At 42.0% G+C, this 23,264-nt stretch carries 23 protein-coding genes; 13 read left to right on the plus strand and 10 right to left on the minus strand.

Annotated features, from left to right (window positions below):
* Positions 1–23: 23 nt before the first annotated feature.
* On the minus strand, positions 24–1,004 hold the full coding sequence (gene dusA, locus ACVFI8_RS06180; protein WP_457873363.1) for a tRNA dihydrouridine(20/20a) synthase DusA: 981 nt from the start codon (positions 1,002–1,004) through the stop codon (positions 24–26).
* A gap of 315 nt (positions 1,005–1,319) precedes the next feature.
* Between dusA and ACVFI8_RS06185 the strand changes: the two genes are divergently transcribed.
* From ACVFI8_RS06185 to ACVFI8_RS06195, 3 genes are all read left to right on the plus strand, one after another.
* Positions 1,320–2,432, plus strand: coding sequence for a site-specific integrase (locus ACVFI8_RS06185; RefSeq protein ID WP_457873364.1), 1,113 nt, complete (start codon positions 1,320–1,322; stop codon positions 2,430–2,432).
* Positions 2,433–2,561: 129 nt separating this feature from the next.
* The gene (locus ACVFI8_RS06190) at positions 2,562–3,629 is read left to right on the plus strand and encodes a helicase RepA family protein (RefSeq protein WP_457873365.1); all 1,068 of its coding nucleotides are present in this window, start codon (positions 2,562–2,564) and stop codon (positions 3,627–3,629) included.
* Between the two features lie 251 nt (positions 3,630–3,880).
* Positions 3,881–5,461: a DNA cytosine methyltransferase gene (locus ACVFI8_RS06195; protein WP_457873366.1), complete on the plus strand. Its 1,581-nt coding sequence runs from the start codon at positions 3,881–3,883 to the stop codon at positions 5,459–5,461.
* A gap of 34 nt (positions 5,462–5,495) precedes the next feature.
* Here the strand turns inward: ACVFI8_RS06195 and ACVFI8_RS06200 are convergent, their stop codons facing one another.
* Together ACVFI8_RS06200 and ACVFI8_RS06205 are read right to left on the minus strand one after the other, a co-directional pair.
* Positions 5,496–6,389 carry a hypothetical protein gene (locus ACVFI8_RS06200; RefSeq protein WP_457873367.1) on the minus strand — a complete coding sequence of 298 codons (894 nt, stop codon included), beginning with the start codon at positions 6,387–6,389 and terminating at the stop codon, positions 5,496–5,498.
* Between the two features lie 153 nt (positions 6,390–6,542).
* Complete coding sequence (locus tag ACVFI8_RS06205) at positions 6,543–6,890, minus strand: hypothetical protein (protein WP_457873368.1); 348 nt, start codon at positions 6,888–6,890, stop codon at positions 6,543–6,545.
* A gap of 172 nt (positions 6,891–7,062) precedes the next feature.
* Here ACVFI8_RS06205 and ACVFI8_RS06210 point away from each other — a divergent pair, with 172 nt between their 5' ends.
* Complete coding sequence (locus ACVFI8_RS06210; RefSeq protein ID WP_457873369.1) at positions 7,063–7,896, plus strand: hypothetical protein; 834 nt, start codon at positions 7,063–7,065, stop codon at positions 7,894–7,896.
* Between the two features lie 57 nt (positions 7,897–7,953).
* On the opposite strand, the gene ACVFI8_RS06215 is transcribed toward ACVFI8_RS06210, so the two are convergent.
* Together ACVFI8_RS06215 and ACVFI8_RS06220 are read right to left on the minus strand one after the other, a co-directional pair.
* A complete protein-coding gene (locus ACVFI8_RS06215) occupies positions 7,954–8,241 on the minus strand; it encodes a hypothetical protein (RefSeq protein ID WP_457873370.1) in 288 nt (95 codons plus the stop codon).
* Positions 8,238–8,531, minus strand: coding sequence for a pyocin activator PrtN family protein (locus ACVFI8_RS06220; protein WP_457873371.1), 294 nt, complete (start codon positions 8,529–8,531; stop codon positions 8,238–8,240). Before ACVFI8_RS06220 ends, ACVFI8_RS06215 begins: the two co-directional genes overlap by 4 nt.
* A 492-nt stretch (positions 8,532–9,023) precedes the next feature.
* On the opposite strand from ACVFI8_RS06220, the gene ACVFI8_RS06225 reads away from it, so the two are divergent.
* Positions 9,024–9,851, plus strand: a complete 828-nt coding sequence (locus ACVFI8_RS06225; RefSeq protein WP_457873372.1) for a glycosyltransferase family 2 protein — start codon at positions 9,024–9,026, stop codon at positions 9,849–9,851.
* A 365-nt stretch (positions 9,852–10,216) separates the two neighbouring features.
* Positions 10,217–10,684 carry a chemotaxis protein CheX gene (locus ACVFI8_RS06230; RefSeq protein ID WP_248715590.1) on the plus strand — a complete coding sequence of 156 codons (468 nt, stop codon included), beginning with the start codon at positions 10,217–10,219 and terminating at the stop codon, positions 10,682–10,684.
* 247 nt (positions 10,685–10,931) lie between these two features.
* Here the strand turns inward: ACVFI8_RS06230 and ACVFI8_RS06235 are convergent, their stop codons facing one another.
* The 3 genes from ACVFI8_RS06235 to ACVFI8_RS06245 all read right to left on the minus strand — a co-directional run bounded on the left by ACVFI8_RS06235 (position 10,932) and on the right by ACVFI8_RS06245 (position 12,871).
* Positions 10,932–11,168, minus strand: a complete 237-nt coding sequence (locus ACVFI8_RS06235) for a thioredoxin family protein (RefSeq protein WP_457873373.1) — start codon at positions 11,166–11,168, stop codon at positions 10,932–10,934.
* Positions 11,169–11,177: 9 nt separating this feature from the next.
* Entirely contained in the window at positions 11,178–12,173 is a 996-nt protein-coding gene (locus ACVFI8_RS06240) for a permease (protein WP_457873374.1), read from the minus strand.
* A 128-nt stretch (positions 12,174–12,301) separates the two neighbouring features.
* Positions 12,302–12,871 (minus strand): sigma-70 family RNA polymerase sigma factor, encoded by a 570-nt coding sequence (locus tag ACVFI8_RS06245; protein WP_457873375.1) that lies wholly within the window; start codon positions 12,869–12,871, stop codon positions 12,302–12,304.
* Between the two features lie 207 nt (positions 12,872–13,078).
* On the opposite strand from ACVFI8_RS06245, the gene ACVFI8_RS06250 reads away from it, so the two are divergent.
* The 7 genes from ACVFI8_RS06250 (at position 13,079) to dndE (ending at position 21,495) form a co-directional block, all read left to right on the plus strand.
* On the plus strand, positions 13,079–13,303 hold the full coding sequence (locus ACVFI8_RS06250) for a GDCCVxC domain-containing (seleno)protein (protein ID WP_457873376.1): 225 nt from the start codon (positions 13,079–13,081) through the stop codon (positions 13,301–13,303).
* A gap of 194 nt (positions 13,304–13,497) precedes the next feature.
* Entirely contained in the window at positions 13,498–14,019 is a 522-nt protein-coding gene (locus ACVFI8_RS06255) for a hypothetical protein (protein WP_457873377.1), read from the plus strand.
* Positions 14,020–14,046: 27 nt separating this feature from the next.
* On the plus strand, positions 14,047–16,074 hold the full coding sequence (locus ACVFI8_RS06260) for a DNA phosphorothioation-associated putative methyltransferase (protein ID WP_457873378.1): 2,028 nt from the start codon (positions 14,047–14,049) through the stop codon (positions 16,072–16,074).
* 207 nt (positions 16,075–16,281) lie between these two features.
* Positions 16,282–17,391, plus strand: coding sequence for a DNA sulfur modification protein DndB (gene dndB / locus ACVFI8_RS06265; RefSeq protein WP_457873379.1), 1,110 nt, complete (start codon positions 16,282–16,284; stop codon positions 17,389–17,391).
* Positions 17,384–19,150 (plus strand): DNA phosphorothioation system sulfurtransferase DndC, encoded by a 1,767-nt coding sequence (locus ACVFI8_RS06270; protein WP_457873380.1) that lies wholly within the window; start codon positions 17,384–17,386, stop codon positions 19,148–19,150. Before dndB ends, ACVFI8_RS06270 begins: the two co-directional genes overlap by 8 nt.
* Entirely contained in the window at positions 19,151–21,148 is a 1,998-nt protein-coding gene (dndD, locus tag ACVFI8_RS06275; RefSeq protein ID WP_457873381.1) for a DNA sulfur modification protein DndD, read from the plus strand.
* Positions 21,148–21,495: a DNA sulfur modification protein DndE gene (gene dndE / locus ACVFI8_RS06280; protein WP_457873382.1), complete on the plus strand. Its 348-nt coding sequence runs from the start codon at positions 21,148–21,150 to the stop codon at positions 21,493–21,495. The genes dndD and dndE overlap by 1 nt, the downstream gene beginning before the upstream one ends.
* Positions 21,496–21,540: 45 nt before the next feature.
* Here the strand turns inward: dndE and ACVFI8_RS06285 are convergent, their stop codons facing one another.
* On the minus strand, positions 21,541–22,686 hold the full coding sequence (locus ACVFI8_RS06285) for a DGQHR domain-containing protein (RefSeq protein WP_457873383.1): 1,146 nt from the start codon (positions 22,684–22,686) through the stop codon (positions 21,541–21,543).
* A gap of 1 nt (position 22,687) precedes the next feature.
* Positions 22,688–23,212: a hypothetical protein gene (locus ACVFI8_RS06290; protein WP_457873384.1), complete on the minus strand. Its 525-nt coding sequence runs from the start codon at positions 23,210–23,212 to the stop codon at positions 22,688–22,690.
* Positions 23,213–23,264 lie beyond the last annotated feature (52 nt).

The raw sequence follows: 23,264 nt of genomic DNA on the forward strand, positions 1-23,264 counted from the left end.
CTCACTGAAATTAAACACAAGGTTTAAGCGCTTACCCCCTCGGGCACTAAGGCTAAAGCGGCATGCATCACGTCGATACCGGCACCGCTTTTGTGAGCGTTTTCACTTAAATGTCTACGCCACGCTCTAGCCCCCACACAGCCTTGAAATAAACCTAATATATGACGGCTTATATGCTGTAAACGGCCACCAGCCGCTAGGTGCTGCTCAATATAAGGGAGCATTAATTCGGCCACTTGGTGACGGGTTAAGCTGGCTTCTTTACTGGCAAAAATTTGCTGGTCAACCGCCGCCAATAAGTAGGGGTTATGATAAGCCTCACGCCCCATCATTACGCCATCTAAGTGCTCTAAATGTTCTAGCGATTGCGCTAAGCTAGTAATACCACCATTTACACTAATAGTTAGCTGCGGGTAATCTTGCTTCACTTGATAAGCCCGAGAGTAGTCTAAAGGGGGGATATCTCTATTTTGCTTAGGGCTTAAGCCCGATAGCCACGCTTTGCGCGCATGAATAATAAAGGTTTCGCAGCCCGCCGCGGCAACCTGATCGATAAACGTACGTAGGAACGAGTAACTGTCTTGCTCGTCGATGCCAATTCGCGTTTTCACGGTAACCGGAATATTCACTTGCTGCTGCATAGTGCTAATACACTCTGCCACCAAGCTAGGCTCAGCCATTAAGCAAGCGCCAAACCGGCCGTTTTGCACCCGATCAGATGGGCAGCCTACATTCAGGTTAACTTCATCATAGCCTAGGTCTTCAGCGCGCTTTGCACACTCAGCTAACTCACTAGGGTTAGAGCCCCCTAACTGCAAGGCCACTGGGTGTTCTTGCTCAGAAAACCCTAAATAATCACCTTTACCATGAAGTATCGCCCCGGTTGTAACCATTTCGGTATATAGCAAAGTCTGCTTACTCATCAAACGATGAAAAAAACGGCAATGTCTATCGGTCCAATCGAGCATTGGGGCAACGGAAAAACGAGATGGTAAGTAATTCATTGGTAAACCTTTTATTATCAATACCTTAACCGCAACGCCATTTCGAATTATTTAAGGCTATTCTGTCTGATTTTGTCATATTTTGACATGTCATTGCCCCCTAGGGGGCAAAATTTGGGGGCAAATCCCCCCTTAAATCGGGCCGGAGATTATACAAGGAAACAACTACGCCCACCAACCTTCAGCGGCTTTTTCGTACACTCAAATTTATTTCGACTTTTTATTAAAAGTTTTAGGATTTGTGTCGAAAACGCCTATCTCATCCGCATAAGTAAAGCACTTGTGCGTCTTTTGGAAAGCGTTGAAGGTATTAACATGGCATCTATTGAAATAACACAAGTAAACAACAAAAAGGGCATTAGCTTTAAAGCCCGCGTTAAGTCGACACGAAAGGGGGTTGTTATAAATAGCGCAAGCTGCACATTTGAGACCAAACCTCAAGCTGACAGGTGGGCAAAGAAAAAGAAGGCTGAGTTCGAATACCTTCAAGATAACTCGCTAAGTATCGAACAAGTGCAACAGAAACTTGAACATGCCACCATCTCGACTCTTATCTATAAGTACCTCAACGATCCCGACAACCTAAGAAAATATGAAGGTAGTGACAAATACTACGTTCTACAACGTCTGGCTATTTCTGATTTAGGAATGATTTTCGCACATCAGATCACAGCTAAGGATCTTGAGAGACACTGTAAACAACGAATCAACTCTCCTACGTCGCCTAGCCCATCAACGGTAATGACAGACGTAATTTACTTAAAAACGGTGATGGATGACGCTGGGGAAGAATTCGGTATAAAGGCTAATATTGACTACCATGACAAGGCGTATAAGAAGTTAGTAGACAAAGGGTTAATCGCTAGAAGTAAAGGGCGTACACGTCGACCTACTAGCAGAGAGCTTGATCGAATTATGGGAGAGTTGAAGAAAAGAGAAGTGCATCGTGCCGCACATATCCCTTACAGCTCAGTTGTCCCATTCTCCATCCTTTCTTGCTTACGCATTGGCGAGTTATGCAATGTTAAGCTCTCAGACTACGATGCTGATAAAAAAACACTGTTAGTCCGAGATAGAAAACACCCTACGAAGAAAATCGGTAATGATATGGCTCTCCCACTTTGTGATGAGATGGTAAAAATTATTGAATCTCAGCCTAAAAGCGATGATGGAAGAATCTTCCCTTACAATTCTAAGTCTGTAACGACTGGGTGGCAGCGAGTAAGAAACAAGTTGGGTATAACTGACTTGTGTTATAGAGACCTTAGAGCAGAAGGAGCATCACGCTTAATTGAAAGTGGAATGGATATCGCTATAGTGGCAAAAATTACTGGGCATAAAGACTTTCGGATTCTTCAGGAACACTACAATCGAGTCAAAGCCAGTGACATTAGTGTAATGCTAAACAATGTGCGAAGAGCGTCTTAATCATAATAATTAGAGCGAGCGGATCTAAAAGGCTCGCTCTATCGCATAAATACATTTGCATCCTCTATAGAAAAAATCTACTCATTAAGGACCACACATAAAGCGTGGGACTAAACCCAAATATAATTAATGAAAAAATTTTACAATTTAGTTAACCAACTCAAAAATGAAACAACTAACCACTTAGAGAAATTTGGAAGCCTCATGTTCTCCAGAGGCTCTGCAGGATATGACCAACAATCCCAATGGCTAATCAAAGACTATATCCCAAGCCTTTCATTTGGTGTCGTTTACGGAGCAAGTGGGACCCTAAAATCATTTCAAGCCATCGATTTAGCTTGTTGCATCGCGACTAATAAACCATGGTGTGATAGAGACGTTGACCACGGGGCTGTTGTGTATGTCGCAGCTGAAGGGCAAATTGGAATATCAAAGCGTATAAAAGCTTGGGAGCTAACCAATGGATTGGATGCTAACAACCTATTTGTTTTAGGAACTAGCTTGCTTTTGTCTGAATCTGAAACTCAAGAAGAAATGATAAACGCAATACAACAAATTGAAGAGCGAGAAAATGTAAAAGTAAAGTTACTTATCCTAGATACCCTAGCAAGGTGCTTTAGCGGTGATGAAAACTCTTCACGAGATATGAGCGCATTTATTTCTGGCTGTGACAAAGTAAAAGCAGCCACAAGCACCAGCATTATGTGCGTTCATCATACTGGTAAGGATGCGAGTAAAGGAGCAAGAGGCAGCAGTGTATTAAGGGCTGCATGTGATTACGAGTATCATGTAAAACGCAATGGGCAAGCCAAACGACTCTCATTTAGCAATACCAAGCAAAAAGATGGCACTGAGATGCCCTGTATGGACTTTGAAATGGAGATGGTAGACCTAGGCATAGTATGTGAGGTGCGTAAACCCGTAACATCACTAGCTAGAGTAAAAGAAGCTATTGCTAAAACAACTCATAGCGGCCCCAGAAAAGACCCCATCTTGGAAGTGTTGAATGAAGCCTTCAAAGGAAAGGCAACTCGTGAGCAGTTACGTTCCAAACTCTACCCCGCCGCAACAATGACAGATGCACAAAGAAAGAGTTTTAGCCGCTCAATCAAAACTCTTACCGAAAACAATCTAATTTTCTTAGAACAACTCTCTAGCAAAGCTACAAATAACGATGTCATAACAGCTGTCAGTTAAGCTGTGACATGTGACACACCTATAAGGTGTGTCACTTTGTCACAATGATTATTATCTTAAAACAACGTAGCTTTATACGTTGCCACCAATATGTTCTTGATATGAATGTGGTTTATTAAGGCTAAAGTTCATATTTATTTGATTTATACGCACCATATTCCTGAGCCATAACTATGAAAAACTGAATAATTCCTGGATTTTCTCATGGAGATTGCTTACCATAGCCGTAAGTTAATTTTGAGTATATGACTATGAATCATATTGAATTGTTTGCGGGTTGTGGCGGTCTGTCCTTGGGACTAGAGCAAGCAGGATTTATACGTGTATTAGCCAACGAGTTATCACCTATGGCAGCTGAGACTTTCTCTTATAACTTTCTACATGAAGATTTAGAAGAAATTGCAGTTCAAAAAGACATGCCAATTACTGTGAAGTGGATTAAAAGTGATCATCAGGATCTCAAAAACCGATTAAGAGAGAATCCATTTTCGGTCTCTGGTTTTTTTAGTGATATCGATAGGCTAGATAATTATGAAGATCTTCAAGGAAATCTACTGGTCGGTAGTATTGTTGACTTAAATTCAATAATTACAGCATCTCCCAAGTTGGAAGCTCTTTTATCTCAAGGCTTTGAGAATGGTGGGGACTTAGAACTTGTTTCTGGAGGGCCTCCTTGTCAAAGCTTTAGTATGGCAGGAAAAAGAGAACAAGATAATGAGAAGAACACTTTACCGTGGGAGTTCGCTAGATTTGTTGAGATGACGACTCCTAAGCTCGTCCTTCTTGAAAACGTAACAGGTATACTGAGAGCATTCAAATCATCAGAAACAGGTGAAAAATTCCATGCTTGGTTTGAGGTTGCCAAAGTCTTTGCTTCTATTGGATACGTTCCTTTATGTCTTCACGTAAATGCTCGTCATGTTGGAGTTCCACAAAATAGGCCTAGGTTTATCATGATTGCTGTACGAAGAGATGTTCTTACTATGATTATGGCTAATAGTAATAACGTTGATAATGAATTATGGCGTCAACCTCTTAGTTTTTTTGATTTAGTTAGGAATACGAACGGTGATGTAGATTTTGGAGAGCTAGATTATCTAGACTCAATGAAACAACAAGATAGAGAAAGGTTTGAGAACTCATTCTTAGCACCACTAGTACATATGGCTAATGATGAAGTTTCAGTTGGAGAAGCTATTGGAGACCTCAAGAAAAATAAGCCTGAAGACGAATCACCTTATGTAACTCAACTAAATGAAATGTTTGACTTTTTACACAAACATGCAAAGGAATTAAACCATGAACTTAGAAACAATAGTCCGATAGTTAGACGTAGATTTAGACTATATCAAATATTGAGACAAGTTGATGACCGGCAGATAACGCGCCATGTCTTTGATGTGTTGCGCGGTAATGCAAAGGAATTACCAATAGATATTTGGGAAGTCTTAAGCCAACACCAGTACTTACATGAAGATGGTGAGATTAGACCATTTGATACTAAAGTTAGTTTTGAGAACTACTTATCATCGCACCCGACAAAAAAGCAAACACAAAAGGCTCTTGTTGCGCATGAACCTGCCCCCGCAGCTTTATCTATTCCTGACGATGCATGTCATTATGATGAACAGGAACTGAGAGTATTAAGTGTTCGCGAAATGGCTCGTATTCAATCTTTTCCAGATAACTTTGTTTTTCGTTCAAAAGTCACGACTGGTGGTCAAATGCGTAAGTTTCAAGTACCGCAGTATACTCAAGTAGGTAATGCAGTACCTCCCTTATTGGGAGCAGCTTTAGGTCAGGTCTTATCGGAACTATTAAATAGAACTTAAACTTAAAAAAGAGCGCAGTGCGCTCTTTTTTGCTTTAAAGCTGGAAGACGTTGTCACTTGACCTCATGTTCTGGACTTCAATAGCTATATCATTGTGCCATCCATTGCTGTAGTTACTATGACTTGTGTGGAAGTTGTTCTGAATGATGCCAAAGAGGTTAGATGCAATACCTGTACTAGAAGGTAGCCCCCAATAATTTCCCCCTGACAAATTTTTAACTCGCATAACCGCAGTTGATGTTGCTTTAAATCTACTTGGTTCTACAGTCGGCACTGTTACAAACGAATATGTAAATTTTTTTAGTGTTCTATGACTAAATCCATTCGTGCCGACTTTAGCACTAGATGAAAAGCCTTGAGATGCATAAATTAAGTCCCAAAGCATTGGAATTTGCGCATTATCATTCCAGTTGGTTTTGCACTGGATAATACCCAGCTCTGTATCTGTGAAGTTCTGCTCGACTGCTTCACTTAAGAGCTCCATTAGGGCTTTATGACTTCCAGTGAATGAAACAGATAGCTCTGGAGTATCGGGAAATGTTATGGCTAATAAGTCACTTTCAGTATTGGAAGTAAAATTACCATAATTAACGTTTATACTGTCTGAAATACACTGTGGTATATTAGCTTTTTTCGATTTTACAATTACTGTTCGGCTACCTATTAAACATAAGTTTAAATACCAACAAACTAGAGCTTCCCACGCAGCTCCTCCAGACGATACATCTGATTGCCCCCGCCCATTACTCGTACTCCTAAACGTATCGTATAAATTATTGCCAATTGCAATTAAGTCTCTTGATGTTAACTGAGAAGTATCGACTAGAGAACGAATATGACTTTGCCAGATTGGCCATACGGTTTGGATTGTAGGTAATAAGTGAAGTTCTCGTATCACGGTGTACCGAAGAATTTCTGTTGGTTGCATTTGTATACCTAAGTGGTTGGTGGCCCGTCACATTATCACTGGACATTTTGTATATAACAACCCTAGGTTCAAGGGCATCAATGATTACTTTAAACATTACAAATATTTAAAGTGTTTTATCTGGGATGTTGCCCTTGCCAGTTAACCGTCTCACTAGTCTAATGCAGGAGATGTATCCAAAATTCTTTTTGCTATATTTCGACTTACTGTATCTATCTTCAATTCTACGATGCTCCGAGCCTCTCCTGTAGTAACAGCATTCTTGCCGACCAAAACCATAGGCGCCATCAACTGTTGTGACTGTAGATTTCTCTCTACTGCTGCTAAAAGTAGATTGTAACGAGGTGTGTTTTCCTCGACGTCATACTGTGAAATGTAACCAGCTGAAACACTCCTTTTAACGATTGTTTTTTCAATATGTAATTTAAGTAGTTCAGGTTGATTCAAAATACTAAAAAATGATTTATCCAAAACAGTGTTAGTCATGTTTTTATAAAACATAGTATTTCCAACAGTAAACTCAAAATTTTCATGGGGGTTTCGAAAGGGTCTCCCTTTCGCAAGTAGACATCCCAGCGGAGCTATGGGTTGTCCTATCTTGAATACCTAGCCATAAACATAGTTAGTGAGCAGTTGTATGTAAGCTAAATAATTATTTACACTTAATAAAAACATGCTTAAAAACTGGACTGTAACAACACAAGCGGTAAAAGCCGGAACGGAAGGGGTTATCGCTAGAGAACGCTATTTGTTGGCTCAAAAACACCCTAACCACCGCTGTACTGAAGAACTTTTACCCTTATTCGGAAATGCTTCAACTGCGCGGCGAATAGCTCTTGCAGGTGAACAATTTCGACTTAAACAACAACTAAATAAGAAAGGTGGCAGACCGCTTTCTAGCTACGCCATGGAATACTGTTTAACCCTACCACAAGGATATCGACCGACCTTAACCCAATGGAAAAACGTAATGGCAGATTGCTGTAAAGCGTTAGCTGAATTGCTGCAGCTTAACTCTAGTGAGATGAAGTCATTTCAATCTCAAATACGTGCCGTTCTGCATCAGCAAGAACAAACAAACTCTAGGGGGGCTGGTGACCATGTTCACCTAGTTGTTGGCAAAGTGGTTGATGGAAGAGTGCTAAAAGCACTACAGCAAAAACAAGGGACAAAGATACTTAAAAGCGCCTTCAACACAGCTGTATTAACTCATATAGGCATAGATCATCGAGACTACAAACCACATGAGCTAAGCAGGGGGGAGCGGCTAGAAAAATGGCAATATGAGCAAAGAAATGCTGCCGCTAGTTTAGAAACTCAAAAGCTAACTGCGAAGCTGCAAAATCAAGCTGACAAGTGGTTTGATGCTAGGCTGAACAGAGAGATAAAGCAGCAACAGAGACAGCTAAATAGACTCAAAAAAACGTTTGAAGAACTCAGTGACGTAAGCCTTTCAGACTCGCAAGCCAACTCTATTGAACAACTAAGAGTTCGGCTTAAATTATAATCCGATCATCAAATCGTAAGTGATGACTTCAACTATCATCACTTACAAAATTCAAAGCTATAGGTACAAAGAGTTCATGTACTCTTCATTTAAAATTCGATTTAAACCTTTTTGTTGATTAAATAATCGCATAATAGCAAACACCCCCTCTAACTCTCGAGGTGCTAAACTGCGAAGCAAGTAGCATAAATCGACCGATGGTTCTGAATAAGCATTATTAATGTTCCTAAACACTTGCTTAAGCTCAAATGAGCGACTTGCTGACCGGAAAAGTTCGGTTAAGTTTTGTTTATCTTTCGCATCCGGAAAAAGCTCAATATTTACAAAGTCGGTAACATTGCTCATGAGTTGCTTCTCCGCCACTGTTGTTTTGCGTATTTGCTCTGCTCTTCAACATACTCGGCAAGAGCATTCAAGCATACAAACCAAGGTGCTTTTTGTGTTTTGCCAAGTCTGAATGCTGGGAACGGCAGTTCATTTAATCTAGCTTTACGTTGAGCGGTATTAAACGACATATCAAGAAACTCTTGAGTCACCTCTTGAAGTGGTACGCATGGTTTCATTCCAAACATGCCAGCCAGCATAGCTTTAGTAGAAAATAGATTGTTGTTTACGCGGGTATTTCGTTCTGTCATTTTTACCTCTGATAGATGACGTGAACGTATGAGCAAAATTGCCCATACCCAAAGTTATTACAAAGTATTTTGAGTAAATCCAAATTTATTTGTAAAAAAAGTCGATTTTTTTTTGAAGGGCAATAATATGAGCTTTGAAGGTTGTTCGGAGCATTGTAGAAATAGCTAATCTAAGTTTGCCCCCTAATTGCCCCCTAATATTAACGTAAGACTTTTAGTTATTGATTTTAATGGATATTTTCTAAAAGTTCTTCCAATCGAGCATGGGGGCTACCGAAAAACGATGGGGTTGGAACAGGGAAACTTCAGTCATGGGGCTCAACACATAAAAAGAAAAATTAAGTAGGTACTTTACGTTTATGACCCTACCCCTTTGAGTATGGTCAAACAAACATCAATAGCAACATGCTAGGCTAACGAATCGCTAGCCGGATAGTATACTACCGAGAGCGAAAACTTGGTAATTTTTGCCTAATTAACGAAGGATTTAGCATGGACGCAAAAACCTCTGTCATTATCCCCTATTACAATAATGATCAGTATATTGATAAAGCCTTACAATCAGTGTTTCAGCAAACGGCACCCGCCTTAGAAATCCTAGTTGTCAATGATGGCTCTAAAGAAGACTCCCGCTCATTTCTAGAAAAATATGCTCAGCAAGTTACCATTATTGACCACCCGATGAACCGGGGTATTGCTGAAGCCAGAAATACCGGCGCTAAACAGGCTAAAGGGGAGTTTTTGGCTTTTCTAGACGCTGATGATTATTGGGAAAGCAACAAATTAGCGCTGCAACAACAGCTAATGCAAGACGAAGCAGAGCTGTCGGGCTGTCACTGTGGAACCCGCATTTTTAGTGAAGAAGGCAGCGCCAATGAAACTTGCATCAATAAACCCGAATATTTAGCCTTAAAAGACAGCCTGGTAGATTCTCATATTGTTCCATCTAGCTGGCTAGTAAAACGAGAGCATTTTATTCAAGCTGGCGGCTTTGATCCCAACGTCGTTGCCGAAGATTACGACTTGTTTCTTACCCTGCTAAGTCAGGGTCATCAATACAAGTTTATTAACCAAGCACTGGTGTGGTTTAGACGATCTAATCAAGGCAATGAATCAGCGCGCTGGCAATACATTTATTATGGACGACTCAAGGTTTTCAAAAAACATTGGAAAGATCTTTATAAAGAAGGCGGATTATGGGCGCTTAGTAACAACTTACAACGCACTTTTGAGTTAGCCAGCTGGCGAGCTCAAGGGCTTAGGCATTACCTATTCAGGCTAGTATCTATTGGCCTGCCCCAAAACTATAAGGGTAAGTAACAACATAACCAGAGCAGCAACTGGCCTATAGCGACCACTGTAGGCCACCAACATACCTTTGACATAAGCCTATGCGATGAGCAAATAGAAGCGACTAGCTAATGAGAATAAGCAACTAAGCCTAAAACCACTTGGCCTAAACGCAATGAACAACTAACAAAAGAAATAATAAAGCCTGCTTTAATGCTGCCACTGGAGGCAATCAGGACTATAGTAATCAGTGAGTGAGCTCGTAGTTTTATTTGTAAAAGTTGCAGCACATCGGATCTCATGCGATGCTTAAGCCAAAGCAACGCTATTTGGCTGTAGAATACCTTATTTGCAGCAATGCTAAATTCATTCAGACTAGGAAGTTATCTGAAACTATGGACGTAAATTTTGTAAACCCTTTTCTTAAATCTCTTCTCAATGTTCTGGAAACGATGGCTCAGTTAGAGCTGAAACCAGGAAAACCTGGTTTAAAACGAGATGAATTGGCTCGCGGTGACGTATCAGGGCTGATCGGTATGGTTGGACCGCAAACCAAGGGCTCACTTTCAATTAGCTTTGATAAGGGCTTAGCCATAGAGATCATGCGCCGTATGCTAGGCGAAGCGCCCGACTCTATAAATGAAGAAGTGACCGACATGGTGGGCGAAATCACCAACATGGTAACCGGCGGAGCCAAGCGCTTATTAGCCGACAGTGGTTATGACTTTGACATGGCTACACCGGTTGTTGTGTCTGGCCCATCTCATACTATTACCCATAAAACCGAAGGCCCTAAGGTGTTGATCCCTTTCACTTCAATTCATGGGCACGCCACCATTGAAATTTGTTTTGAAAACGTCTAACTAATCTTTAACGATAAAATGTAAGGCCTGCTCGAGGAGTTTAGTTCTCATTATTTACCGTGGGCGGGCTTACATTTAGCTATTAGCACTTTCTTCCACAGCCCACGCCTTAATCATTACTCGACAAGAACACACCCAGCAAGCCCACGGTTACCCAAACGTTGGCGAAACCATCCACCAGCGGTAGCTCATCTGCAACGCTCCGTTCGCAGCCTTTAACTCATGCTATGGCTTTTGAGGCGGTGAGTTATTCTTTCAACCAAGCGGTAATCACCTCCTTATTGGGTACGCCGCCAGAATGCACTAACTGTTCATTGAGCACCACAGCGGGTGTAGACATCACCTGATAATTCATAATGGTTTCAAGATCCGTGACTTTTTCGACTACCACCTTGATATGTAGATCATTGGCCGTTTGTTCAATCCGTTTGGCCGTGTTTACACAGTTGGCACAACCCGAGCCTAGCACTTTAAATGTTTTCATTTTTCTCTCCTAAAAACCCCATATAGATAAATTAAATACCCAACCCATTACGGTAAATGCCGTAAGTAGCAAGGCAAACAGTAACCCTAATAGGCGCCATTGCATGACTTGTTTTAGCATCACAAACTCAGGGATACTGGCCGCAACCGTACTCATGCAAAACGCCAAAGTAGTACCTATTGGTAATCCATTTCTGAGCAAACTTTCCATAATCGGAATCACGCCAGTAGCATTTGAATAAAGCGGAATGCCCACCAATACAGCGGCAGGTACAGACCACCATTGCCCTGCCCCCAAATGCGCTTCTATCCAGCCCTCTGGAACAAAGCCATGCAAACCGGCACCAATGCCCACACCAATAAATACCCACTTCCAAACCCGCCCCACTATCTCAGCCATCTCTTGTTTGGCGAAAGTATGCCTAGCACTTAATGAGAGCCTGCCGGATGGCTGATCGCCTAAAGGAGATTGCCGTTGCGCCTTAGCGGCTTTCATCGCTTTGGTCGCAAACGGTTGCAACCAACGCTCTGCCCCTATCACATCCAAAAAAAGGCCACTTAATACCCCAATCAACATCCCTACACCCACATACAGCAAGGTAAACTTCCAACCCAGCAAGCTAAATAGCAACAGAATGGCAATTTCATTAATCAATGGAGAGGTGATCAAAAATGCCATAGTAATGCCCAGCGGAATGCCTGCCGACGTAAACCCTAAAAACACCGGAATACTAGAACAAGAACAAAAAGGTGTAATGGCCCCAAAAAAACTGCCGCTCAAATAACCAAAAACCCGCTTTTTACCCGCCAAATAGTAACGAACCTTCTCCACATTGAGCGAAGCACGAAACAGGGCGATGACATAAATCATTACCACTAATAGCAGCATGATTTTGCTGGTATCTTCGATAAAAAAATGTACTGCCCCCGCCAACTTCGAAGCGCGAGGCAAAGCCAATACCTGATAAGTTAACCAGTCGGCCAGCAGGGCAAAAATTTCAAACATATCGGCTCCTATATTCCTACAAGCAAGGCTTAGCGATGTTTAGCCGATGCTTTCTAATAAGACGCATGCACGCCCTAAAAGATGCACATTAATCTTGGCTGAGAATATAAAGAGATGTGAAAGAGGGCTTAACTCGAGGTTTTTGGTACATAGCAACAAACCCGCTGCTGCTCATCTAGCCGAATTTGACACTGCTTTTTTAGGGTGAGTTTAAGCTTATTGCGGGCGCGTTGAATGCGCGACTTGGTGGCACTTAAGCTTAAGCCATGTTGGTTTGCGAACTGTTGCTGCGCCATGCCTTTCAGATCACAAGCTTCTATGATGTTTTGATCGGCCGGGCTTAACTGCTTTAGGGCGATAGGTAAACACTGAGCAAGGCTATCAACAACGGGCTGCTCCTCCGTAGTGTCTGCGTAAGCAGAAAGCAATAAGCCATCATCATAGCTAAGTCGCTTAGATTGCCTCAACATATCTACATACAAATTTCGGGCAACCCGAAATAGCCACGAACGTTGGTTTTTGATATCACAAAAGGCTTTTTTTTGCTGTAAGGCCCGTAGAAAGGTTTCTTGTAGCAAATCAAAAGCAATGTCTTGATTGGCCGATTGTTTAAGTAACCAGTAATAAAGTTCAGACTCGGTTAAATGCCACGTGTCTAGAAGGCATGGCACTGTTAACGAATCACATATATCAGACATGGTATTATCACTTATCATCTAATGGGCAATATTTGGCGTAGCGGGTAAGCCCTATTAACGAGTGTAATGGATTAAAACAGAATCTGTAGTGTGGCGGGTTAAAGTTTCGCTCATACCCAGAAGTGTTGGCAAAGATATCCCGAACAATCAGCACTTGGTTAAGCTTACTACTCAACTGCCCCCGCCAAACAAATCGAGGAAACGGTCATGAAGGATATTGTCTTAGAATCTGAGATAACGTGCCCAAACTGTGGCCATAAAAAAGTAGAAATGATGCCCACAAACGCCTGCCAGTGGTATTACCCATGTGAACAATGCCAACAGCTATTAACACCTAAAGCCGGGGACTGTTGTGTGTATTGCTCCTACGGCACGGTGCCTTGCCCCCCAATACAACAAAACCCCGCTAACAAAGGTTGCTGCGCGAGTTAAACCAATAAAGCCCAATAACAACGGGAGCATGGGCCTAATGGGTTATTAAGGTTGAGAGGCATTAAGGAAATTTAAGACACTAATTTGAACTGCTTTTTTGCGGTACTATGTCTGCTTATCAAAGCCGACAACCGATAAACACGGGTTATAATTGACTACCAGCGTAGCTCAACATAATGGAGATGGTTACTCACATGGAATTAGTTGATTGGTATAAAGCTAAGCACTCTGACTTCAAAGGCTGTAATCTACCGAATGCAAGCTCATTGACCTACCTTGAAACGCTGCAAGAAAGCATTCTTACCCCTATAGAGCATGCCTTAGGAAAAACAACAATTTCTTATGGTTTTACCAGCTTTGAGTTGCTTCGGTATATCACAAAATACAGCGATGGTGATATGGCTCCTGATATTGACCAGCATGCCGCAATGGAGTTGAATTCGCGAAACAACCCTATATGCAAACGCGATGGTGCGGCTTGCGATATTTTGGTAGAAGGCTACGAACACCAAATGCACCTTGTTGCTCAATACATTTGTAAAGAACTGCCATTTGATAGGCTCTATTTCTATGGGAAGTGTCGTCCTTTGCACGTCAGTGTTGGCCCTGAAGAATCCAAATATGCATTGATACGTATGCCGAATACTCTGGGTGTTCGTGTCAATTCAAAAAGTGCGACGGGCGATGCCACAACTAGCCTTTTCGAACATCTATAATTGTTGTTCAAAGAACTGAGGCCACATATGGACGCACAACGATACTCGCAACTAGTGAAACAAGCTAAAATCGGCAAACAACTGCCCGACGCCATTTATCTACACATAGACGCGATGTTTAGTTTGCCGAGTGAGCTACAAAGCTTTATCCCCGCTGTAGCAAACGCAGTAAAGTTAGGGCCTGAACAATGGAATATCATCAAGCTATTTAAGCGCGATTTTCGCTTATCATTACTGCATTACCCTAACTTTTATGATGACCCTTACCCAGCCTTATCGCAGAGCTTAAACGTCGACTTAACTCGTTTGAATCACAAAATCACCAGCTACTCAGAGACAGATAACCCGCCGATACTGCACCGCAAAGAAACCATGATTGACCCGAATCATCCAGAATTTGAAAACTTTAAAATGATAACTCAAGAAGGTGAAACAGCAGGCCTATATGAGAATTCTAGGCTCATTGGTTTTAAAAGTTCTTGGCTACATCTAATTGCACGACATGGGTATGAGTTAGTCGACGGCCGGTTATTTCGCTCATCGGCACTAGCAGCGCCAACGCAGGTAGCGGGTATAGATAGACACCGCACTGCTATTGTCAGACACGAGTTGTCGTCACCCATGAAAACCTTGGTTAAACATGGGTATTTGGAAGGTGATTACTCTATTTTTGATTATGGTTGCGGACGCGGTGACGACCTGCGTGAGCTAGAAGCTCACGGACTAGATGCCATAGGCTGGGATCCTAACTTTAGCCCCGATACTGAAAAACTAAACTCTGATATCGTTAATATTGGTTTTGTACTTAACGTTATCGAAGACCAACACGAACGCCTAGATGCACTGCTTGGCGCTTGGGAGTTAAGTGGCAAGTTACTGGTGGTTTCTGTGATGTTGGCTAACGAGAGTTACATTGCCCAGTTCAAGCCATATAAAGATGGAGTAATCACCTCCCGTAATACCTTTCAAAAGTATTATGCCCAATCTGAAGTTAAGTCTTATATCGAACGCAGTTTACAAGAACAAGCTATCGCCGTGGCCCCCGGCATATTTTACGTGTTTAAAGACAAACTAGAAGAACAAAGCTACCTACAACGTAAATACAAACGAAACCAACGTTGGGAGCAACTGACAAGCCCGCAAACCTTAGAGTCCAAAGACAAAGCCAAGTTGGTCATAGCTCAACAGCAAGAACTGTTTACTCGCTTTTGGAATCAGTGCCTAGCGCTGGGCCGCATTCCTGCCAACGACGAGTTTGCAGAGTCTGAAACAATCAGGGCTTTAGTTGGCTCGCACAAAAAAGCCTTTGGCCTGCTCAAAGAACTATATGACACCAGCGAATATGAAAAAGCTGAGAAAAGCCGTAAAGAAGATTTACTGCTCTACTTTGCAATGGGACTGTTCGAAAAAAGAAAGCCATATACCCAACAGCCTGAAGAATTAAAGCGCGACATAAAAGCGTTGTTTGGGGAATACAAAACAGCACTGAACTTGGCCACAGAACTACTGTTCGCAATTGCCGATACCAAGCTGATTAACAGCCAATGCGAGAAGGCCCATAAAACCATGTCGGCCAGCCTTCTCAATCAAGGGCACTCGCTAATATTCCACAAACAGTTTGTAGACCAGCTACCGCTATTGCTGCGCACCTACGTGGGCGCAGCCCTACAAATGTATGGTGAGCTAGATGAAGCCATTGATCTTATTAAAATTCATAGTACCTCGAGCAAACTAACACTTACCGCCTATGACGATTTCGAAAAGTCAGTGCCCTTTTTAGTTGAGCGAATAAAGATAAAAATGGCAGACCAAGACATCGACTTTTTTGACTATGTGGATGAGAAGCTTAGGCCGCCGCTACTGAATAAGCATTTGTATCTAACCACCGATGCGGAGAACTACAAGAAACAGTATAGTTTTGATAAACGGCTTCAATCATTGTTAAGCGCTGTTGAAATAATGAATACAGAAAACATCACGTTTCAGCAATTGCAGTTTGCGCTATCCTCTTCAAACAAGCACATAGTAAACTACACGCTGAAAACAGGTAATTGAGGTAGCTAAGCATAAAGCTACGTAAGACTAAGAGAAAATCTAGAACATATAATTTGCTTCCAAATGCATAAGCTATTTAATTACTTGAACCCTTGCATTAGAATACGAAATCATGAAATCCAGTAACGTTTCCTCAAAACAAACTAACGTGATTGAATAACGTTTGCTATACTGTAAAAACGTTAATTAACACGTTAGGTGCACTTCGTGAATACAACTCAAGACGGATACTGCTTTTCGTTCCCCGCAGTCCGGGGGCTACAGGCCGGAAAACCCTTCTTTATTGCAACTTGTCCACTAAATACAATCCCCAAAATATTTGTATTCGATGAAGACGAAGTGCCGCCGGAGCTGCGTGCTCAACGTACATTGAATAAAGCGCGAATTCCAGAAATGGTTCGTTACTTGGTAGAAAACCCCAAGGAATATGTGTTTTCGGCGCTTACCGCTTCGGTTGCGTCATCCGTGTCTTTTATTGAGCACGATGAAATCAATACACCTAACTTAGGTACTTTGCGCATCCCTATGGATGCACAAATACTGATTAATGACGGTCAGCATCGACGCGCTGCAATTGAAGCCGCACTTAAAGAAAACCCGGATATAGCACACGACAATATTGCTGTTTTGTTTTTCGTTGATGAAGGCTTAGCCCGCAGTCAGCAAATGTTTGCCGACCTAAACAAGTACGCAGTTAAACCGAGTCCTTCGTTAGGTGCGCTCTATGACCACAGAGACGAAAGCGCCCTACTAGCGAGGCACCTAGCCAAAACGATAAAACCTTTTGATGGATTTACTGAAATGGAAAAATCCAGCATCAGCTCTAAAAGTGGCAAGTTGTTTACCCTAAGTAGTTTAAAGCAAGCGAATCGAGCTTTATTGGGGAAAGGAGTTAAAGATGGTTACACCGAGCAAGAAACTGCATTGGCTGTCGAATATTGGAGCGCTGTGTACCAAGCCACACCTGAATGGCAAATGGTCATCGATAAAAAGCTAGCGCCTTCTTCATTTCGTCAAGATTATATTCATGCTCACGGTTTAGGGCTACATGCTTTGGGCGCACTGGGCTGCGCCTTAATAACAGCTCAACCAGAACACTGGAAAGAAACGGTCAAAAACCTTAAAGCGGTTGATTGGCGCAAGTCAAACCCGCTTTGGGCTAATCGCAGTATGCTGCACGGAAAACTAAGTAAAGCCCAAACCAACATTATCCTAACCACCAATGCCTTAAAACAAGCTTTGTCGTTACCATTAACACCGGATGAAAGAGCATTAGAGCATCAACATATACCTACGAGTGAGAACCATAATGGCTGATACCTTTAATGCTGCCGGACTAAGTGAAGAGCAGCTTGCATATGTACAAGCCGAGTATTTTGCCGGATTCCAGCGCTATAAAAATGCGGATACACTACCCACAGATTTAGGTCGCTATAACGCTTTAGATGACGAGCTTAAACATGTGGTCAGTCTTAATCTAAGTCGTGACTTAATTCGCGAACAAGAAGCATCAGAAGGGTTACCATTAAAACATTTTATTGATGATGTTCAGGCCGTATATTGCGCGGATAAACGCCCATGGGTGATAGGCTACAGCGGTGGCAAAGACTCGTCGGCGGTCGTGACCTTAATCTATCTAGCTCTACTTGCTTTAGATGAATCTAAACGCACCAAGCCTATTTACGTGGTTGCCTCTGATACCCTGGTTGAAACCCCCTTAGTCGTTGACCATGTAAATCGTTCTTTAGAAAGCATTGGCTCGCAAGCCAAGCGTGACGGGCTACCAATTACAACGCATAAAGTGCTACCAAAACCAGACCAATCCTTCTGGGCTTGTCTTCTCGGTAAGGGCTACCCAGCACCGACTCAAAGTTTTCGTTGGTGTACAGAGCGTATGAAGATTGACCCGGTGAGCGACTTTATCAAAGACAAAGTTTCTCAACACGACGAAGTGATTGTGATTTTGGGTTCAAGAAGCCAAGAAAGTGCCTCTCGTGCGCAGGTGATTTCGAAACACAAAATCGACAACTCTAGGTTGGCGCGTCACACCACCCTTGCCAATGCGTTCATCTATACGCCAATTGATACCTGGAGTATGGATGATGTTTGGAAACTGATTCGAGCTTGCAGCCTAGAAGTGACCGTTTCCCCTATGGGGATTGGTAAAAAATGGGCTGATGACTACGAGCTTGAGTGGGAAAACCCATGGGGCGGCAAAAACCTCACCCTTTGGAATCTATACAAAGACTCCTCTGATCAGGGCGAATGCCCCATGGTGATTGATGACAGCACACCGTCTTGTGGTAACTCTCGCTTCGGCTGCTGGACTTGCACAGTGGTAACCAAAGACCGCGCCATGGAGAGCCTGATAAAAAATGGCGAAGAATGGATGCAACCGCTACTTAACTTTAGAAATAAGCTTGCAAAAACTAACGTACCGGCCAATAAAGACATTTACCGTAACTTTAAGCGCCGACAAGGCCGCGTTAATTACCAGCGAGTAAAAGAAGGCCAAGAGTTAAGTGAAACCCGAGCCCATGTACCCGGCCCTTATTGGTTAAAATACCGTAAAGCCTGGGTAAAAGAGTTGCTAGCCCAGCAGTTTGCCTTTAACCAAGACGGCTACCAAGTAACGCTGATCACCGAGCCAGAGCTACATGCTATTCGTCAAGAATGGTTAAACGACCCTAACGAACCGGACTGGGCAGACTCCTTGCCCAAAATCTACCGTGATATTTTTGGTAAAGATCTAAATTGGGTGATTAATGACAACAATAGTTTTGGCGAAGTCGAAGCACAATTACTGGCAGAGCTGAGCCAGAACTATGCTGTGGAGCCAGAAATGGTTCAAAAACTACTCGATTTGGAAGTATCACTCGAGGGCCTAAGCCGGCGTACCGGCGTATTTGATAAGCTCGGTAGTCTTCTACGAAAAGATTGGGGCAGTCTTGAGGAAATTAAACTTCGGCACTCCCAGCACCAAAGCAAAGCGGACTTTGATGTGCATAAAGACCAAATATCAAAATACGAAGACGAAATTTTGGCCCTAGACAAACAAGCAAAAGTGGAGCTGTAAATGATAATCAAAAGTTTGATCATCAATAACTTTCGAGTATTTCGCGGCGTACACGAGATTGACCTCGCACCACGCGCTAAAAGCAAATTTGTAGACCCCTCGCCCATTATCTTGTTTGGTGGATTAAACGGTGCAGGTAAAACTTCTATTTTGTCTGCAGTGCGCGTGGCCCTTTACGGACGTGCTGCTTTTGGCCGCGGCATGCATGCGGCTGAATATCAAAAACAACTCGACGCTCTCATTCACAAGGGCGTTGGCATCAGCGACGATAAAGCATCTATTCAGTTGGTATTTACCCATAGTCAAAATGGCGTAGAAAGCGAATATCGTATTACCCGTGGATGGAAGCGCGGCCAAAAAGACAAGTTAGTGTTAGAGCAAAACAACGCTGAGCTCAGCAGCATGAGCTACGACCAATGTCAGAGCTTTCTTAACGAGTTAATCCCCGCGGGTATATCTGAGCTATTCTTCTTCGATGGTGAAAAAATTGCTGATCTTGCAGAAGATGAATCCGGTGAAGTACTGCAAACCGCCGTACGTCGACTATTAGGCATAGACGTAGCCGAGCGACTACGTAACGATTTAGCCATCTATTTGAAGCGCAACGACGTGGCAGCCATGCCTGACAACATCAAACAACAAATAGAAAAGCTCGAACAACAACGTAAAGCCCACGAGCAAGCGGCGCAGGAACTTAGCAACAATGCATCCTTATGTAGAGCTAAGATTGACCTAGTCAAAAACGACATCGCAAAAACCGAGCAAGAGCTCTCGCAGCGCGGCGGTGCTTGGGCGCAAAGTCGCGAGCAAGAACAAGCAAAACAGGCCGAACTAGAAGCTGAGCGTAAAGAACTTGAGCGCACCCTACGCAACGAAATAGAAACTGACTTGCCCTTTGCGCTGGCTCCAAAGGCGATGCAAAACCTGCTTGCGCAACTAGAAGCAGAAAAACAAAGCAAACAAGCGCTGAGCTTTAATAACGAGCTTGATAGCTTTATGAGCGCGGTCGAAACTAAACTAACCCACTCACTACCCAATCCCGAACAAGTACTTGCTACAATTAAAGGTTGCGCGGCTGATAGACAAGCTCAAACACAGCTAACCGAAATAAAACTCGACCTTTCTGAGCGCGAATATGAGCAAGTAAAGGCGCAAGTTAACATTCAAGCACCTGCATCATACAAGCGCTTTAACACGGCTCGCATTCGCTTAGCAGAAGTTGAAGAGCTGGTAGCTTCCATATCTGTCAATATCTCTCGGGCTCCAGAACAAGAACAGTTAGAAACTCAGTTGCAAGCATTGAATGCCTTGAACCAACAACGCACCCAAAAAGTAGTGGAACATAAAACCATTACTGAAGCCGCCAAAAAAGCCTACCGCGAAGCAATTGATTGTGCGCGTAAAATCCAAAAGCTACATGACAAGCATAAAGTAGCAGCAAACGCAGAAGCATCGCTTACCAATGCGCAGAACACCCATGCGCTGCTGGCAGAATTCAGTGAACAGTTAACCACGATTCGGGTTAAGCAATTAGAAGCTGAGTTTATCAAAAGCTATCAAAAACTAGCGCGTAAAGACGACCTACAGCTCTCTGCTCGCATCAATACCCAAACCTTTGATGTCGAACTCATCGATGAACATGAACATGTGATTAATCGTAAAGGTTTATCTGCCGGTGAAAAGCAAATATATGCGATTTCAATACTTGAGGCCTTGGGTAAAACTTCAGGTAAAAAGCTTCCAATTATTATCGATACACCCTTAGGCCGGCTTGACTCAAAGCACAGAGACAAACTAATCGAACACTACTTCCCAGAGGCTAGCCATCAAGTGATTATTCTCTCAACCGATACAGAGATTGATGAGTCTTATTTCAGTAGTGACTACCTAAAAGACGATATTTCGCATGCTTTTGAGATTCAATTTGATGGCAGTACTAAATCATCCAAACTTCGAGAAGGCTACTTCTGGGAAAAGAATCTAAGCGAGGCAATATAATGCTACCTAACAGAATGAACTTGAGCCGTTCAACAGAAGAACAGTTAAAAAAGCTGAAAGCCTACACTGGGGTTACCCCTAATGTGTCTGCTCGTATTGCATTTTTTCGCTCTATCGAAAGCGATTTTCGTTTCCAAGGCCAAGAAACCAAATTAGATGGCTCACTAGTCTTAGATAAGTACACTTGGCTAGGTGAAACAGGTGATGTGACTGAGTTAGTTCTAAATATGTACTACTCAGAATTGGACACGAAGCAATACCAGCAGGCTTGGGCTGCTCATGTTGAGGATGGAATTGCTTCTTTAAGAAACCATAAAAACCTCCGCGACTTTGCGATGGCTATCTAGCCTTATCCACCGAGAAGTGTTCGCTTTCTCGGTGGATAAGCTCTACTATAAATCTAATTGTTCTTTCAATTCATCTCTTATCTGACCCCGACCAATACCAGAAAAATTAACATCCAGAACTTCAATTTTCTTTATGTCTAATTTCTCCAGTTGTCTTAATATTTCCTGTATATTTGTACCATGTACTTTTGTCAATTCTCTTAGAACATCAAACAGAGCCTGAATACCAATTGTCTTGTACATAAATGAAGCAAGTCGATTATTCCAAGCAAATCCTCTCCAAAAATTGAAATAATCATTTACCAAATCATAGAGCTGACCATCTTGATTTTTAATATAATATTCTCTTAGCGGTGCATTAGATTTTATTTTATTCAACACCTCTCGTTTATTTCTTATGATTTTTTTCTTGTGTAAGACATACCTGTCTGCGGTTGGATTAGTAGAAATCAATCTAGTTATTCCTTCTACAATTGTGGATGTTGATATCGACCATTCATCTAATACGTCTAGAGTTTTTGGGGGATCTATTTCAACTACTTTTTTCTTCATCCCAAAATTAACTTTGTTATAAAACGCAGAGTCTTTTTCTTTATTTAAAAGACGGGAAAAGTATATTGCTAAAGTATCTGGAGCCCAATAATCACTTTCAGTCGAGTCTAAGTCATAACCAAATAGTTGGTAGGCTAGGCTTTTATCCACTTTCTGCTGATTAAAGTTAATGGTAGCAAAAACTTCTGCTTGTTGTGGGGAAGTCAACTCAAAATATATTGCGCATACAACTGAAAAATCTTCATCTAACTCCCCTTCATTCAATGCTTTTTTTAATCCTTCTATTCTATGCTGTCCATCCACAATAGATGCTAATTCGTCATTGGTAGGGATAATCAATTCACTATTATCATTAATTTCCCATGCCCCTTCTTCTGGTGTAGTACCATCTTTTAGGATATTGGCAGATAAAATAATTGAGTTTGGAAATAATGCAGAATCTGTTTGACTATATTCAGAAATATCCTTAATTCTTTTCTTATTCAAGCCTCTTTGCACACCATTAAGTATCTCATCTCCGTACACAGCAGGAAATGAGTAACAGACTTCAATTAGCTTGCTAACGGGAATTGCTGCGATGTAAAAACCACCAAATGGTTGGTTGACATATATTGCTGCAGTTTCAAAAAAATTCTTCACTTTAACCTCCGCGCTTAAGCAATCCACGATTAACTTCTGGGCCACCAGAAGCGGCATTGTCTTCTTCACTCTTCTGATAATTAGGATTGTCTACATTACCTAATATCCATACGTATAAGACAAGTAACCAAGCAAAAAATGAAGGCCAAGTAAAACCACTGCCTGACTTATAGCCAAAAACAAATAAAATACCAACGAACATTACAACCACTACAAATAATACCGAAAACCAGATTGCCACAGCGGCTTCTTCCGCTTTACCTTTTGCTAGCACTGTAACAATTTTGTCAAACACCAGGGTAACTAGAAGGGGTAGCGTGAAGGCAAGCAAATTTAGTGTATTAAAACTATTTTTCAAATTATTCCAATCGAATTGTGGTGCGACAAAAATGGGACTAACCCAAATTCCAAATGTACCAACTACAACAATAAAAACAATAAAAAACAATAAAAACAAATGATTCTGAAACAAGCACATTGTTCTTCTAATGACTTCATCCTTAAAATCAGATATTTTATACATCATTACCTCTCCACTCTTCCTTTACGTACATATCAAGTTTCATTGTTACTCTCTT

This window comes from Agarivorans sp. MS3-6, assembly GCF_054112545.1.